This is a genomic window from Cobetia sp. QF-1 (assembly GCF_002213105.1).
GTDB classification, from domain to species: domain Bacteria; phylum Pseudomonadota; class Gammaproteobacteria; order Pseudomonadales; family Halomonadaceae; genus Cobetia; species Cobetia crustatorum.
In genome coordinates this window covers 84067-99682 of sequence record NZ_NBVS01000006.1, presented here as the reverse complement: position 1 = coordinate 99682, position 15616 = coordinate 84067, and the positions used below count along the sequence as shown (strand labels likewise).

Here is a 15616-nt window from a genome sequence, read left to right as displayed (position 1 = left end):
AGGCGAAAGTCGTGCGGCATGACTACTAGCTAAGCACTTGAGCTTGCAGGGTTTTTTTGACGAGTACGCTTATAACTTGCGGTTTTGTCAGGTTTTTTCCGAGATGGACGACTTGTGGAGAATTGCGCAGGCGGGAAGCTGAGGGATATGCTCGAGGGAAATCTGGCGTCGCAGAGCGACACTGATGGCGCCAATATCGGCAGGTATAAAAATAAAGATAACCGATAAATATAACCTGGAAAATGCTTTCTGAAAAGCATCTGGACATACGATTTCTCCGTGAGGCACGCCCATGAACAAAGGTCTCCACCAACCGGGAGAGTTCCGCGATAACTGCGGCTTCGGTCTGATTGCCCATATGGAAGGGCAGCCCAGCCATGAACTCCTGCAGACCGCAATAGAATCCCTGACCTGCATGACACACCGTGGTGGCATTGCTGCGGATGGCAAGACCGGCGATGGCTGTGGTTTGTTGCTCAAGATGCCGGATGGTTTCATGCGCCAGATCGCCCAAGAGAGCCTTGGGCTTGAGCTGGGTGAGCGCTATGCCGTAGGTACGCTGTTCCTGCCGGATGATGATGCTCGTGAGCAGGCTGCTCGCCAGGCATTCGAAGCAGCACTGAGTGCGCGTAATCTTGAAGTGTTGGGTTGGCGTGACATGCCGGTGGATGACAGCGTCTGCGGCCCGATGGCGCGTGAATGTTTGCCGCGTATCCGCCAGGTCTTCGTGGGAGCTTCTGATGAGCGTTCCGATCAGGCGTTCAATGTTGATCTGTTCATGGCGCGTCGCCGTGCCGAGCAGGCCTTGAAGGGTGAAGAAGATTTCTACGTCTGTTCACTGTCTGGCAAGGTCATCTCGTTCAAGGGCTTGGTGATGCCGGTGGATCTGCCGCGCTTCTACAAGGATCTGGGCGACCCGCGTCTCGAGACTGCCATCTGCGTTTTTCATCAACGCTTCTCGACCAATACTGCGCCCCGTTGGCCGTTGGCTCAGCCGTTCCGCTTCCTGGCGCATAACGGCGAGATCAATACCATCGAGGCGAACCGCGGTTGGGCCAATGCGCGCAAGGAGAACTTTGTCTCCCCGCAGCTACCCGAAATCGCTGAGCTGGATGAAATCGTCAACACGGTCGGTTCCGACTCCTCCAGCATGGACAACATGCTGGAAGTGCTGCTGACGGGTGGCATGGATATCTATCGTGCCATTCGCATGATGGTGCCGCCGGCGTGGCAGAACGTCGAGCAGATGGATTCCGATCTGCGTGCCTTTTATGAATACAACTCCATGCATATGGAAGCTTGGGACGGCCCGGCAGGTATCGTGCTGACTGATGGTCGTCACGCGGTGTGCATGCTGGACCGCAATGGCTTGCGGCCTGCGCGCTGGGTTATCACGCGCAATGGTTTCATCACTCTGGCCTCCGAGATCGGCACCTACGATTACAAGCCGGAAGATGTCGTCGCCAAGGGGCGTGTCGGGCCTGGCCAAGTGCTGGGTATCGATACCGAGACCGGCGAAGTGCTGCATACTGATCAGGTCAGCGCACGGCTGAAAGTCGCACATCCTTACAAGCGCTGGTTGCGTGAGAATGCCAACTATCTTGAGTCTGCGCTGACTGAGCTGGCGCGTTTCCAGCCGATGGAGGCCGACAAGCTGGACGTCTATCAGAAGATGTTCCAGGTCAGTTTCGAGGAGCGCGATCAGTTGCTGCGTCCGCTGGCTGAAAGTGGTCAGGAAGCTGTCGGCTCAATGGGCGATGACACACCAATGGCTGTGCTGTCGCGCCAGAATCGTGTGCTGACCGATTTCTTCCGCCAGAAATTCGCACAGGTCACCAATCCACCGATTGATCCGCTACGCGAAGCGATAGTGATGTCGTTGGAGACCTGTTGTGGTGCCGAACTCAACATCTTCGAGGCGACACCAGAGCACGCCCATCGTTTGATCCTGACCACGCCGGTATTGTCACCGCGCAAGTTCAATGCGCTGGTCACTCAAGAAGACGCGGCCTTCGCGTCGCAGACGATCAAGCTGCACTACGACCCGCTCAAGGATTCTCTCAAGCAGGCGTTGATGGGTATCTGCCGGGAGGCAGAAGATGCTGCGCGTGCAGGCAAGGTCATTCTCGTGCTCAGCGATTGCGGTCTGGAGCAAGGCCAGCTGCCGGTTCATGCGGCGCTGGCGACAGGGGCCATCCATCACCACCTTGGCGCCTTGGCGTTGCGCCCGCGTGTCAATCTAGTGATCGAAACAGGCTACGCCCGTGATGCTCATCAGATGGCAGTGCTATTCGGTGTGGGTGCTACCGCCGTCTATCCGTATCTTGCCTATCAGGTGATGGCAGATATGCATCGCACCGGCGAGCTGTCAGGCAACCCGGCGGATGCCCGCGAGAACTATCGCAAGGGTATGCAGAAGGGGCTGTACAAGATCCTGTCCAAGATGGGTATTTCGCACATTGGCTCTTATCGCGGCTCACAGCTGTTCGAGGCAGTTGGCCTCAATAGTGAAGTCATGGACATGTGCTTCGTCGGGATGGCCTCGCGTATTCAAGGTGCCGGCTTTGCCGAGCTGCAGTTCCAGCAGGAGCTATTGGCCCGTGAAGCCTGGTTGCCGCGCAAGCGCATCAAGCAAGGCGGGTTGATCAAGTATGTCCACGGCGGTGAGTACCACGCCTACAACCCTGACGTCGTCATGAAGCTGCAGGAAGCCGTGCAGCAAGGCGACTATGGCAAGTGGAAAGAATTCGCGCGACTGGTCAATGAGCGCCCTGTAACGACCATTCGTGACTTGTTACGCCTCAAGCCGGTCGCTGAGCCGCTACCGCTGAGTGATGTTGAGCCCGTCGAGTCACTATTGCTGCGCTTTGATAGCGCAGGCATGTCGCTGGGGGCATTGTCGCCAGAAGCCCATGAGGCGCTGGCACAGGCAATGAACGAAGCGGGTGGCCGCTCCAACTCCGGTGAGGGCGGTGAAGATCCGGCGCGCTACGGCACGATTCGTTCGTCCAAGATCAAGCAGATCGCCTCTGGTCGCTTTGGCGTGACGCCTGCATATCTGGTCAATGCCGAAGTGCTGCAGATCAAGGTTGCGCAGGGTGCCAAGCCTGGCGAGGGCGGTCAGCTGCCGGGCGGCAAGGTCAATGATCTGATTGCACGTTTGCGCTATGCGGTGCCGGGGGTGACGTTGATCTCGCCACCGCCGCACCACGATATCTACTCTATCGAGGATTTAGCGCAGCTGATCTTTGATCTCAAGCAGGTCAATCCGACGGCGCAGGTGTCGGTCAAGCTGGTCTCCGAACCGGGTATCGGCACCATCGCGACAGGTGTGGCCAAGGCCTACGCGGATCTGATCACCGTCTCCGGCTACGACGGTGGCACCGCAGCCAGCCCGATCACCTCGATCAAGCATGCCGGTTCTCCGTGGGAGCTGGGCTTGCCCGAGGTGCATCAGGCGCTGCGCATCAATCAGCTGCGTCACAAGATTCGTCTGCAGACGGATGGCGGCCTCAAGACCGGGCTCGATGTCGTCAAGGCGGCAATTCTGGGTGCCGAGAGTTTCGGTTTCGGTACCGCGCCGATGGTTGCGCTGGGCTGCAAATACCTGCGTATCTGTCACCTGAACAACTGTGCGACCGGCGTCGCGACTCAGCACCAGGCGCTGCGTGATGAGCACTTCCGTGGCACCGTCGAGATGGTCAAGCACTACTTCCGCTTTATCGCCGAGGAAGTGCGCGAACTGATGGCGTTGCTGGGCGTACGCCAGATCACTGACCTGATCGGCCGTACCGATCTGCTCGAAGTGCTGGAAGGTGAGACCAACGCACAGCGTCGCCTTGACCTGACTCCGCTCTTGGGTAACGACTCGGTGCCGAGCGATGCGCCGCAGTTCTGTCAGGTCAGCCGCAATGAGCCGCATGATCCAGGTGCCAAGAACCTCGAAATGCTGGCGGCGATGGAATCGGCGATTGAGAGCCGTAGCGGAGGCGATTTCAGTTTCCGCGTCACAAACTGTGATCGTTCGGTCGGAGCGCGCATCTCTGGTGAAATCGCCAAGCGTTACGGTGAGGCGGGTCTGGCTGAGTCACCGTTGAAGGTGAGCCTGACTGGCGTGGCAGGGCAGAGCTTTGGTGTCTGGAATGCCCACGGCCTCGATATGTATCTGGAAGGCGATGCCAACGACTATGTCGGCAAGGGCATGAACGGCGGAAAGCTGACCATCGTTCCGCCGCGTGGTTCGCGCTTTGAAAGCCACAAGACTGCAATTATCGGTAATACCTGTCTGTATGGCGCTACCGGCGGCAAGCTATACGCCGCGGGCACCGCGGGTGAGCGCTTCGGTGTGCGTAACTCTGGCGCGCATGCGGTTATCGAAGGGGCGGGTGATCACTGCTGTGAGTACATGACGGGTGGGTTGGTCTGTGTGCTGGGCGAAACGGGTATTAACTTCGGTGCCGGCATGACGGGCGGCTTTGCCTACGTGCTGGATGAAGGTCGCGACTTCGTCGACAAGTACAACCACGAGCTGGTGGAAATCCACCGCATCAATACCGAAGCCATGGAGGCCTATCGTCGCCACCTGCGCGAAGTCATCGAGGAGTACGTGGCTGAAACCGGCTCCGAGCGCGGGCGTAACATCCTGCGCGACTTCCCTGACTTCGTGCGTCACTTCTGGCTGGTCAAGCCCAAGGCAGCAAGCCTCAATGGCCTGCTCGACCAGTCTCGGCGTCAGCCGGAGTGATCGCGCCCCTCGCCTGTGCTCCTTGCAGGTGAGGGCCTGCACCGCGACGGTGCCCGGATTATGAAAGAGGATTCATCATGGCCAATCAGCTTGCCAACGACTTTCAGTTCATCGATGTGGGTCGTCAGGACCCGCAGAAGAAAGATGCCCGCGTGCGTGCACGCGAGTTCAATGAGATCTATACCGAATTCAAGCCGGTAGAGGCTGCCAGTCAGGCGCATCGCTGCCTCGAGTGTGGCAACCCTTACTGCGAGTGGAAATGCCCGGTTCATAACTACATTCCCAACTGGCTGAAATTGGTCTCTGAGGGCAACATCCTCGAGGCTGCTGAGTTGTCACACCAGACCAACTCATTGCCGGAAGTCTGTGGTCGTGTCTGCCCGCAGGACCGTCTGTGCGAAGGCGACTGCACTCTGAATGACGGCTTCGGTGCTGTCACTATCGGCTCGGTCGAGAAGTACATCACCGACACCGCCTTTGCGATGGGTTGGCGTCCCGACATGTCCAAGGTCAGTTGGACTGACAAGCGTGTCGCCATCATTGGTGCGGGCCCAGCTGGACTCGGGGCGGCAGACATTCTGGTCCGCAATGGCGTGCGTCCAGTGATCTATGATCGTCACCCTGAAATTGGTGGTTTGCTGACCTTCGGTATTCCGGAGTTCAAGCTTGAGAAGGGCGTAATGACTCAGCGTCGCGCAATCTTCGAAGAAATGGGCATGGAATTCCGCCTCAATACCGAGATTGGACGTGATATCAGCTTTGATGCCCTGCTCGAAGAGTACGATGCCGTCTTCCTTGGCATGGGGACTTACAGTGCCATGAGTGGGGGATTTCCGGGCGAAGATTTGCCGGGTGTCCACAAGGCACTCGACTACCTGATTGCCAACGTCAATCACTGCCTGGGCTTCGAGAAAGACCCAGCGGATTATGTGTCGATGGCGGGCAAGAAAGTCGTGGTGCTCGGCGGTGGCGATACCGCCATGGACTGCAACCGTACCGCCATTCGGCAGGATGCTGCGTCGGTCACCTGTGCTTATCGTCGCGATGAAGCGAACATGCCTGGCTCGCGTCGTGAAGTGACCAATGCTCGTGAGGAAGGCGTCGACTTTCTGTTCAATCGCCAGCCAGTGGCAGTGGTCGGCGAGGGTAAGGTCGAAGGCGTCAAGGTCGTGCGTACCCGCATGGGTGAGCCGGACGCCAACGGGCGTCAACGCCCGGAGGTCGTGCCGGGCTCCGAGGAGATCCTGCCGGCTGATGCCGTCATCGTGGCCTTCGGTTTTCAGGCCAGCCCCGCGCCATGGTTCGCCGATTTCGACATCGGTGTCGATGAGCGCGGTCGTATCGCGACCAGTGCTGATCGTCTTGCGTTCCAGACCACCAATGCCAAGGTGTTCGCCGGTGGCGATATGGTGCGTGGCTCTGATCTTGTCGTCACTGCCATCGATGAAGGACGTCGTGCTGCGGAAGGGATTCTCGATTTCCTCGAAGTCTGAGTCGACCAGAGGCTGAAAGCGTTCAGGCCCGCCATGGCGGGCCTGATGCGTCTTGATGGGGAGAGGGCGATGTCACGATGTGGCGGTCACAATGGGCAATCAAATTGAGCCGGCGGCACCTTTCCGCTAGACTGGCGACCCATCCTGATCCGTTCCCCCGGGTCTCTCCTACAGCTCACGTTTTCGGCAGGTTTCCATGACACGATTTATCTTCGTGACGGGCGGCGTTGTGTCCTCGCTTGGCAAGGGCATCGCATCCGCTTCGCTGGCGGCTATCCTCGAGGCCCGCGGCCTCAAAGTCACTATTCTCAAGCTGGATCCGTACATCAACGTCGATCCGGGCACCATGAGTCCGTTCCAGCACGGCGAAGTCTTTGTCACCGAAGATGGCGCGGAAACAGATCTGGATCTCGGTCACTATGAGCGTTTTATCCGCTCGCGGATGACCCAGAGTAACAACTTCACTGCGGGCCGTGTCTACGAGCACGTGCTGCGCAAGGAACGTCGTGGCGACTATCTCGGTGGAACCGTGCAGGTCATTCCGCACATCACCGATGAGATCAAGCGGCGTGTCATCGCCGGTGGCGAAGGCTACGACGTGGCGCTGGTCGAGATCGGTGGCACCGTCGGTGATATCGAATCCCTGCCGTTCCTGGAAGCCATTCGCCAGATGCGTGCTCAGTTGGGTGCTGAACGTGCCATCTTCATGCACCTGACGTTGGTGCCGTACATCAAGACGGCCGGTGAAACCAAGACCAAGCCGACCCAGCACAGCGTCAAGGAGCTGCGTTCCATCGGTATCCAGCCGGATATCCTGATCTGCCGCAGCGAAGTCGAGATCGAAGAGAGTGAGCGTCGCAAGATCTCGCTGTTCACCAACGTCGAAGAGCGCGCAGTGGTTTCGTTGCAGGATGCCGACACCATTTATCGTATTCCATTGATGCTGCACGAAGCGCGTCTCGACGAGATCGTGTGTGACAAGCTGCGTCTGGAAGCCGGTGAAGCCGACATGTCCGAGTGGGTCGCGGTGCTCGACGCCAAACTCAATCCGCTCAAAACCATCAATATCGCGATGGTCGGCAAGTACATGGAGCTACTCGACGCTTACAAGTCATTGAATGAGGCGCTGATTCATGCCGGCATTCAGGGGCGGGTGAAGGTCAACGTCGACTTCATCGATTCCGAGGAGATCGAGCGCAACGGTACCGATCGTCTGGTTGGTAAAGATGCCGTTCTGGTGCCGGGCGGCTTCGGTGAGCGTGGTGTGGAAGGCAAGATAGCCACTGCGCGTTTCGCACGTGAAAACAAGGTGCCGTATCTGGGTATCTGTCTGGGTATGCAGGTCGCGGTCATCGAATTTGCGCGTAACGTGGCAGGTTGGGCAGACGCCAACTCGACCGAATTCACGCACGATACCCAGCATCCGGTAGTGGGTCTGATTACTGAATGGCTGACACCGGAAGGCAAGATCGAGACTCGCGATGCGGCGTCCGATATGGGCGGCACCATGCGTCTGGGTGGTCAGGCCTGTCGTCTGCTCAATGGCTCTAAAGCACATCAGGCTTATGGCAGTGATGAGATCATCGAACGTCATCGTCATCGCTATGAAGTCAACGATCAGTTCGTGCCTGCACTGGAAGAAAAGGGGCTGATCTTCTCTGGTCGTAGCGTCGATAACTCGCTGGTCGAGATGGTCGAATTGCCGGATCACCCGTGGTTTGTGGCCTGTCAGTTCCACCCGGAGTTCACCTCCACGCCACGTGATGGTCACCCGTTGTTTACTGGTTTCGTGAACGCGGCTCTGAACCACAAGGCCGCGCGTACTCGCGGCGAGTAATCGATTCATCAGGATGCGCGGGCCACTGCCTGCGCGCCCTGGGGTAACTTCAGGAAGGAAGGTCGATGAGCAGTGAGTTGATGCACAACGAACAGCGCGTGATCGAATTTGCTGGCCTCAAGGTCGCCAATGATCGTCCGATGACGCTTTTTGGCGGCATGAATGTACTGGAGTCCCGCGAGTTGGCGCTTGAGGTGGCAGAGCAGTATGTCGAGGTGACGACTCGCCTTGGCATGCCGTATGTCTTCAAGGCGAGCTTCGACAAGGCCAATCGTAGCTCCATGCATTCCTATCGCGGTCCGGGGATGGAGAAGGGGCTCGAGATTCTGGCTGAGATCAAGTCGCGCTTTGGCGTGCCGATCATCACCGATGTGCATGAACCGGAGCAGGCAGCGGCCGTGGCAGAAGTCGCCGATGTCATTCAGCTGCCGGCCTTCCTGGCGCGCCAGACAGATCTGGTCGTCGCGATGGCACGCACCGGTGCAGTGATCAATATCAAGAAGCCGCAGTTTCTCGCACCGCATGAAATGCGCCATATCGTCGCCAAGTGCGGTGAAGCGGGCAATGATAAAATCCTGCTGTGTGAGCGTGGCTCCAGTTTCGGCTACAACAATCTGGTGGTCGACATGCTCGGCATGGCCGAGATGAAGGACACTGGGTTGCCGGTGCTGTTCGATGTCACCCACTCGTTGCAGCGCCCAGGTGGGCGCGCTGATTCTGCTGGCGGCCGTCGCGAACAGGTCTTTGATCTGGCACGCTCTGGTGTTGCACTGGGTCTGGCAGGCCTGTTCCTCGAGGCGCACCCTGATCCGGACAATGCCAAGTGTGACGGGCCCTGTGCTCTGCCGCTCGATCAGCTCGAGCCCTTCCTGCGCCAGCTGCAATCGTTGGATGCGCTGGTCAAGGGCTTTGCGCCGCTGGCTATTCGCTAAGGATGACTACGGGCCGTTCACACTGTGTGAACGGCCTTTTTGCACAATGGGCAAGATGCCCGTCGTGGTGTTTCAATCCCCCCGTGTAGAGGACGACACAAGATGGCCAATATCGTCGAAATCCGCGCCCTTGAGGTGCTCGATTCCCGTGGTAACCCGACCGTGCAGGCCGAGGTTGTGCTTGAAGGCGGCCAGCGTGCCAGCGCCTGCGCGCCCTCTGGTGCCTCCACTGGTTCGCGTGAAGCGCTGGAATTGCGTGATGGCGACAAAAGCCGTTATCTGGGCAAGGGCGTTCTGAAGGCAGTCGAGGCTGTCAATGGCGCGATTCGTGAGCGTCTGATCGGCATGGACGCACTGGACCAGCGTGCGCTGGACGATGCCATGCTGGCGCTGGATGGTACCGAGAACAAGGAGTCGCTGGGTGCCAATGCCATCCTCGCGGTCTCTCTGGCGGCTGCCAAGGCAGCGGCGCAGGCCAAGGGAATCGAGCTTTACGCCCACATCGCTGAGCTTTACGGCCAGCCGGGCAAATACTCCATGCCGGTACCGATGATGAATATCATCAATGGCGGTGAGCATGCCGACAACAATGTCGACATCCAGGAATTCATGGTTCAGCCGGTTGGCGCGCCGAACTTCCGTGAAGCACTGCGCACCGGTGCCGAGATATTCCACGCGCTTAAGAAAGTGCTGCAAACCCGTGGCCTGAGCACGGCGGTGGGTGATGAAGGTGGCTTTGCACCCAACCTGGCATCCAACGCTGAGGCGCTGGCGGTTATCAAGCAGGCCGTCAGCGATGCCGGCTATGCACTGGGCACTGACGTGACCTTGGCGTTGGACTGTGCGTCTTCCGAGTTCTACAAGGACGGTCAGTACAATCTGTCTGGCGAAGGCAAGTCCTTCGACGCGCAGGGCTTTGTCGACTATCTGGCAGGCTTGGCAGCAGAGTATCCGATCGTCTCCATTGAAGATGGCATGGACGAGTCCGACTGGGCTGGCTGGAAGGCGCTGACCGACAAGCTGGGCGACAAGGTTCAGCTGGTCGGCGACGATCTGTTCGTCACCAATACTCGCATCCTCAAGCGCGGCATCGATGAAGGTATCGGTAACTCCATCCTGATCAAGTTCAACCAGATTGGCTCGTTGTCCGAGACGCTGGATGCTATCAAGATGGCGCAGGACGCAGGCTTTACGGCCGTCATCTCTCACCGTAGTGGCGAGACCGAAGACACCACCATTGCCGATCTGGCAGTCGGTACCTGTGCAGGCCAGATCAAGACTGGCTCACTGTGCCGCTCTGATCGTGTTGCCAAGTACAACCGCTTGCTAGTAATCGAGCAGCAGTTGGGCGACGTGGCTTACAACGGCCTGAAAGAGATCAAGGGCCAGTAAGTCGACGCCGTAAGCCAGTGTGATTGCTGGCGAGGATAGTGCAGGTCTGGCTATCGCTCCATGACGGGGCCGTACCTTCGGGTACGGCCCCGTCATGCATCTCATGCACTGCCTATGCTGGCATGATCCCCAGTCGAGAAAGAAGTTCACTACTTCATTGGTCATGTCGTGTAAGCCTTTTCCTACAAGTGTCGAAGGATAATCAGTACAGTTGCTACCAGAAGCTTACGAATGCGAACGTATGTTTCTATTCAATCTATTGATTTTAAATGTATTTTTAGTAACTAATTTTTTATTAGCATTAAGCGTTTTAGCTATTGGGAGTAGTTGCCACGCGGCCCATAGCTGACCAAAATAGCGTCATGGATTTGAGGGTGCGGCGGGACACCGCAGTCTCGGCAGGATGCAAACGGGATTAGTAGCACGTGCAGAGTCATCAGTCGGACAGGAAGTCTGGCGTCACTGAACAGGATGTTCAGTGTAAAAGGAACCGGCAAGGATGTCGGTGGCAGAATCTGTATGTCCGCCGTGTCTTGGGAGTTGACAGGGTAGGGTCAGGGATCATGGATGGTAGAGCAGGCGCCGGAGAAGGCGTCAGGACCAGGAAGGTCCATTACGACAGGGAAGGTCGAGAGCGAATCATTTGAACCGAATCGCTCGGACATGCAAGTAGGACGCTCGCCTTCACAGGAGTGACGGATGACGGGACATCATCCGCGTCAGGGTAGACGAGGCAGACAGCTACAGCATCTCACCGGCAGGATGCCGCGACAGGGGTTTGTTAGATCATGGAGCGTCATGAGGCTGTAAGCTGAAGCAAGACAGGGAGCAGTATTGGCAGGATGCCAGGCAATGCATGAGCACGACAGCAGGGCAGGCAAAATAGTGGAATCGGGTATTGCGGTGGGACAGCTGCGCAAGCAGTGCCGCAATACCCACCATGCGTGACAGTGCGCTCCGAGCGACAGGATGTTGTGAAGGGCAGGGACAGCACTCAGGAATACGATCCAGGAGGGATCGACAGGGACACGCTTGGAGCGGGCGACCTTACGGGGTCGCCCTTTTTTGTGTCTATGATCTCGAAGGCAGATATAAAAACGGCAGCCAAAGGGCTGCCGTTTTTAGTGGAACCTCCTGCCAGCACCTGATCAGGACAGGTACTGGTCTTACTGCTCCAGATATTCCAGCTTACCGTCGACACCGTCCCACTTCTCGGCTTCAGGCATGGCATCCTTCTTCTCGCTGATATTCGGCCACACCTCAGCCAAGTCAGCATTCAGCTCGATGAATTCTTTCTGATTCTCCGGTACTTCGTCTTCAGAGAAGATGGCTTCAGCTGGGCATTCTGGCTCGCACAGTGCACAGTCGATGCACTCATCCGGGTTGATCACCAGAAAATTTGGGCCTTCGTAAAAGCAATCCACTGGGCAAACTTCCACACAATCAGTGTATTTGCAGCGAATGCAGTTCTCGGTGACGATGAATGCCATGCAGATCTCCTGACGCGGGTCGGCGTCTCTATCGTAGGTCGTGGTCCTGGCGCCGACCATGTGCCGTCTGAGCGGAATCATGGTTTCAGGTTATAAGCGGCGCGTATGTTATAAGGCGCCATTCTAGTAGCGCTCTGCCGCCCTCGCAATCTGCTCAGGCGGATCGTTTTGGAATGGTGCTATGCCCAGTGGGCACTGTCGAGTCTTTACACTGCCTGGCAAGGCTTATTTGGCTCGTCGCCATTCATAGATAAGCTCCAGTGCTCGCTTGGGGCTCAGGTCATCTGGGTCGAGGTTTTCCAGTGCTTCAACGACCGGATGCGGTGGGGCGGCAAACAGGTCGTTCTGTTGGGGTACCGGCTGGCCTTGTGCATCGGCCCGTGCGACTGGCGGACGATCGACCTCCTGCTGCTCCAGGCTCGTGAGCTTCTCGCGCGCTCGGTGGATCACGCTCTGCGGGACGCCCGCCAGCTGGGCAACCTGCAGACCGTAGCTCTGGCTGGCAGGGCCTTCCTCGACACGGTGCATAAAGACGATGCCATCACCGTGCTCGGCGGCGGTCAGGTGAACGTTGGCGACCCCATCAGCATGTTCGGGTAGTGCCGTCATCTCGAAGTAGTGTGTCGCGAACAGCGTGAAGGCGCGCGCGCGCGCAAGATGCTCAGCGCTGGCCCAAGCGAGTGACAGACCATCAAACGTCGAGGTACCACGACCGATCTCATCCATCAGTACCAGGCTCTCGTCGGTCGCGTTGTGCAGGATGCTGGCGGTCTCGGTCATCTCGACCATGAAGGTGGAGCGACCACCGGCTAGATCATCCGAGGAGCCGATGCGTGTAAAGATGCGATCCAGCGGGCCGATGGAGGCACGTGTGGCTGGCACGAAGCTTCCGGTATAGGCCAGCAGCGCGATCAATGCTGTTTGGCGCATGTAGGTCGACTTACCCCCCATGTTGGGGCCGGTGATCACCAGCATGCGGCGTGCCTCATCAAAGCGCACATCGTTGGGCACGAAGGGATGATCGCTGACATGCTCGACGACGGGATGGCGTCCGCTCTCGATATCGATACCTGGCGTGGCAGTAAGCTGTGGGCGCACGAAATCCAACGCCGTCGCGCGGTCGGCGAAGGCGTTGAGGACATCCAGTGAGGCAAGCGCTCGGGCGGTCTGTTGCAGGCCGTCCAGTTCGGTATTCAGGTCATCGAGCAGGTGCTCATAGAGCAGCTTTTCACGCGCCAATGACTTGGACTTGGCAGACAGGGCCTTATCCTCGAATTCCTTGAGCTCCGGGATGATGAAGCGCTCGGCATTCTTGAGTGTCTGGCGACGGATATAGTCGATTGGTGCCTGCGCTGACTGGGAGCGTGGCAGCTCGATGAAATAGCCATGCACGCGGTTGTAGCCGACCTTGAGGCTGCTGATACCAGTGCGTTCGCGCTCGCGGGTTTCCATGGCGATCAGGTATTGGCCAGCGTTCTCGGAGAGGCCACGGTATTCGTCCAGCTCGTCATCATAACCATCGGCGATCACACCGCCGTCGCGCAGGACGACTGGTGGATTCTCGACCAGCGCCTCGCTGAGCATGGCAGACAGCGCCGGGAACAGGCGAATCGCATCGCGTAGCTCATCGATGGCACTACCCTTGTCGATGCTGGCCAGCACGGCGCGCAGCTCTGGTAGCGCATTGAGGCCGTCGCGTAGACGCGCCATGTCACGTGGGCGGGCGCTGCGCAGAGCGACACGCGCGAGAATGCGCTCCACATCACCGATCCGCTTGAGCAAGCCGTGCAGCTCCTGTGGATAATCACCATCCATCAGTCGTTGCACGGCTGCCTGGCGCAAACCGACCTGCAGCTGATCGCGCAACGGGCGGTTCAGCCAGCGCTTGAGTAGTCGCGAACCCATTGCTGTCGATGTCACGTCCAGTACGCTGGCGAGCGTGTTTTCGCTACTGCCGCCGAGATTGGTGTCGATCTCGAGATTCCGACGGCTGGCGGCATCGATCACGACCGAGTCGTCACGGCTTTCGACGCTCAGCGCAGTGACGTGAGGCAGGCCCGTACGCTGGGTATCGCGAGCGTAATCCAGCAGGGCGCCGGCAGCGGTGACGGCGCGTGTCAGATGGCTGCAGCCGAATCCATTGAGATCCTGAACGCCGAATTGATCACAGAGCAGGCGCAGCGCGGTCTCATGATCAAAATGCCAGTCACTCTGACGCGTTAGACCGGGACGTGAAGAGAGGCTCGCAGGGAGTGTGCGGTTCTCGCCGACCATGATCTCGGCAGGCGACATGCGCTGGATTTCTGTCAGCAACTCTTCATCGCCTTCGACTTCCAGTACGCTGAAGCGGCCAGAGGAGAGCTCCAGAGCGGCTACCCCCCAGGTCTCGCCATCACGATGCAGCGCGACCAGAAGATTATCGCGGCTGGCGTCCAGCAGCGCCTCGTCATGTAAAGTGCCGGGCGTGACGATACGTACAACCTTGCGCTCGACCGGGCCTTTGCTGGTGGCGGGATCACCGATCTGTTCGCAGATGGCGACTGATTCACCCATTTTTACCAACCGTGCTAGGTAGCCTTCAGCGCTGTGATAGGGCACACCCGCCATCGGGATCGGTGCGCCGTTGGAACTGCCACGTGCGGTCAGCGTGATGTCCAACAATTGAGAGGCACGCTTGGCATCGTCATGAAATAGTTCATAAAAATCGCCCATGCGATAGAACAGCAGCACGCCGGGGTGCTCGCGCTTGATCTTCATGTACTGCGTCATCATCGGCGTCATTTGCGGGGCGCTGTTCTTGGCCATGACCATGGACTTCCTTGACTGCACTGCAATGGTGAAAAAGGCACACTGCTCAAAAGGGCATGTTGAAAATGACATGCGAGAGCGAGGCATACTGGATGCCGAGATATTCTACGGACTGGCGTGGCTGGCTCCAATGCCTGTGATGCGCCGTCCACTATTCTCTGTTTACTGACCAGTCAATACGGGAGCTTATCGTGCGCGAGCCATCTACCGTCATATCCGAGGCGTCCATCATCAGTGCTTCTATCAATGAGCTGGCTGAGCGGCTGCAGACGTTGGCGTTGTCTCAAGGCCTATATGTCACCACTGCCGAGTCCTGTACCGGAGGTGGAGTAAGTACCGCGATTACCGCTATTGCGGGTAGCTCCGGTTATTTTGAGAGCGGCTACGTGACGTACTCCAACGCCGCCAAGCAGCGCCTGTTGGGCGTTAGCAACGCTTCACTGCTGAGCCATGGGGCTGTCTCTGAGGTGGTCGTGTGCGAAATGGTTAGCGGTGCGTGTCGCGATAGTGGCGCAGGGCTTGGTGTCGCCATCAGCGGTGTGGCAGGGCCGGAGGGAGGTAGCGAGGAGAAGCCGGTAGGCACTGTATGGTTGGCATGGGGCAGTGAAACACAGCAACAAGCTGAGCATTATCGCTTCTCTGGCGATCGTGAGGCGGTACGAAAGGCGGCCGTACGCGTAGCTCTGCAAGGCTTGATTCGGCGGGTGCAGGCAATGCAAGGCTAAGTGTTGAGACTCTTGCCTGAAAAAGCGCATCACTGGACTGGCAGAGTGAGGCAACTTGCGGCATTATACTGTCCATGTATACAGGGTTTTGCCACAATGCTTGATCCACTAGGCTTGCAGCGGCGATAGAGCTCTTATGCTGCAGTGCTGTCATTTCAGCGCCGTAAGCTCAGTATTTTCAGCTTTCATATTTTC

General features: G+C 58.1%; 8 protein-coding genes. 6 read left to right on the top strand and 2 right to left on the bottom strand.

Translation table 11 applies throughout. From position 1 onward, the window contains the following. Positions 1 to 292 precede the first annotated feature (292 nt). The 5 genes from gltB (at position 293) to eno (ending at position 10398) form a co-directional block, all read left to right on the top strand. Entirely contained in the window at positions 293 to 4744 is a 4452-nt protein-coding gene (gene gltB / locus CFN46_RS12405) for a glutamate synthase large subunit (protein WP_088743691.1), read from the top strand. 77 nt (positions 4745 to 4821) lie between these two features. Next, entirely contained in the window at positions 4822 to 6237 is a 1416-nt protein-coding gene (locus CFN46_RS12400; RefSeq protein ID WP_088743690.1) for an FAD-dependent oxidoreductase, read from the top strand. Between the two features lie 196 nt (positions 6238 to 6433). After that, the gene (locus tag CFN46_RS12395) at positions 6434 to 8074 is read left to right on the top strand and encodes a CTP synthase (RefSeq protein WP_035159518.1); all 1641 of its coding nucleotides are present in this window, start codon (positions 6434 to 6436) and stop codon (positions 8072 to 8074) included. A gap of 65 nt (positions 8075 to 8139) precedes the next feature. Next, the gene (kdsA, locus tag CFN46_RS12390; protein ID WP_024951800.1) at positions 8140 to 9006 is read left to right on the top strand and encodes a 3-deoxy-8-phosphooctulonate synthase; all 867 of its coding nucleotides are present in this window, start codon (positions 8140 to 8142) and stop codon (positions 9004 to 9006) included. 102 nt (positions 9007 to 9108) lie between these two features. Next, the gene (gene eno / locus CFN46_RS12385; protein ID WP_024951799.1) at positions 9109 to 10398 is read left to right on the top strand and encodes a phosphopyruvate hydratase; all 1290 of its coding nucleotides are present in this window, start codon (positions 9109 to 9111) and stop codon (positions 10396 to 10398) included. 1166 nt (positions 10399 to 11564) lie between these two features. Here eno and fdxA read toward each other — a convergent pair. After that, on the bottom strand, positions 11565 to 11888 hold the full coding sequence (gene fdxA / locus CFN46_RS12380) for a ferredoxin FdxA (protein WP_024951798.1): 324 nt from the start codon (positions 11886 to 11888) through the stop codon (positions 11565 to 11567). Between the two features lie 225 nt (positions 11889 to 12113). Next, positions 12114 to 14693, bottom strand: a complete 2580-nt coding sequence (gene mutS / locus CFN46_RS12375; RefSeq protein WP_024951797.1) for a DNA mismatch repair protein MutS — start codon at positions 14691 to 14693, stop codon at positions 12114 to 12116. Positions 14694 to 14887: 194 nt separating this feature from the next. Between mutS and CFN46_RS12370 the strand changes: the two genes are divergently transcribed. After that, a complete protein-coding gene (locus CFN46_RS12370) occupies positions 14888 to 15421 on the top strand; it encodes a CinA family protein (RefSeq protein WP_246116598.1) in 534 nt (177 codons plus the stop codon). Positions 15422 to 15616 lie beyond the last annotated feature (195 nt).

Bases quoted from the DNA above. Each gene is read 5' to 3' on its own strand.
- gltB (WP_088743691.1), top strand. From the start codon at position 293: ATGAACAAAGGTCTCCACCAACCGGGAGAGTTCCGCGATAACTGCGGC.
- CFN46_RS12400 (WP_088743690.1), top strand. From the start codon at position 4,822: ATGGCCAATCAGCTTGCCAACGACTTTCAGTTCATCGATGTGGGTCGT.
- CFN46_RS12395 (WP_035159518.1), top strand. From the start codon at position 6,434: ATGACACGATTTATCTTCGTGACGGGCGGCGTTGTGTCCTCGCTTGGC.
- kdsA (WP_024951800.1), top strand. From the start codon at position 8,140: ATGAGCAGTGAGTTGATGCACAACGAACAGCGCGTGATCGAATTTGCT.
- eno (WP_024951799.1), top strand. From the start codon at position 9,109: ATGGCCAATATCGTCGAAATCCGCGCCCTTGAGGTGCTCGATTCCCGT.
- fdxA (WP_024951798.1), bottom strand. From the start codon at position 11,888: ATGGCATTCATCGTCACCGAGAACTGCATTCGCTGCAAATACACTGAT.
- mutS (WP_024951797.1), bottom strand. From the start codon at position 14,693: ATGGCCAAGAACAGCGCCCCGCAAATGACGCCGATGATGACGCAGTAC.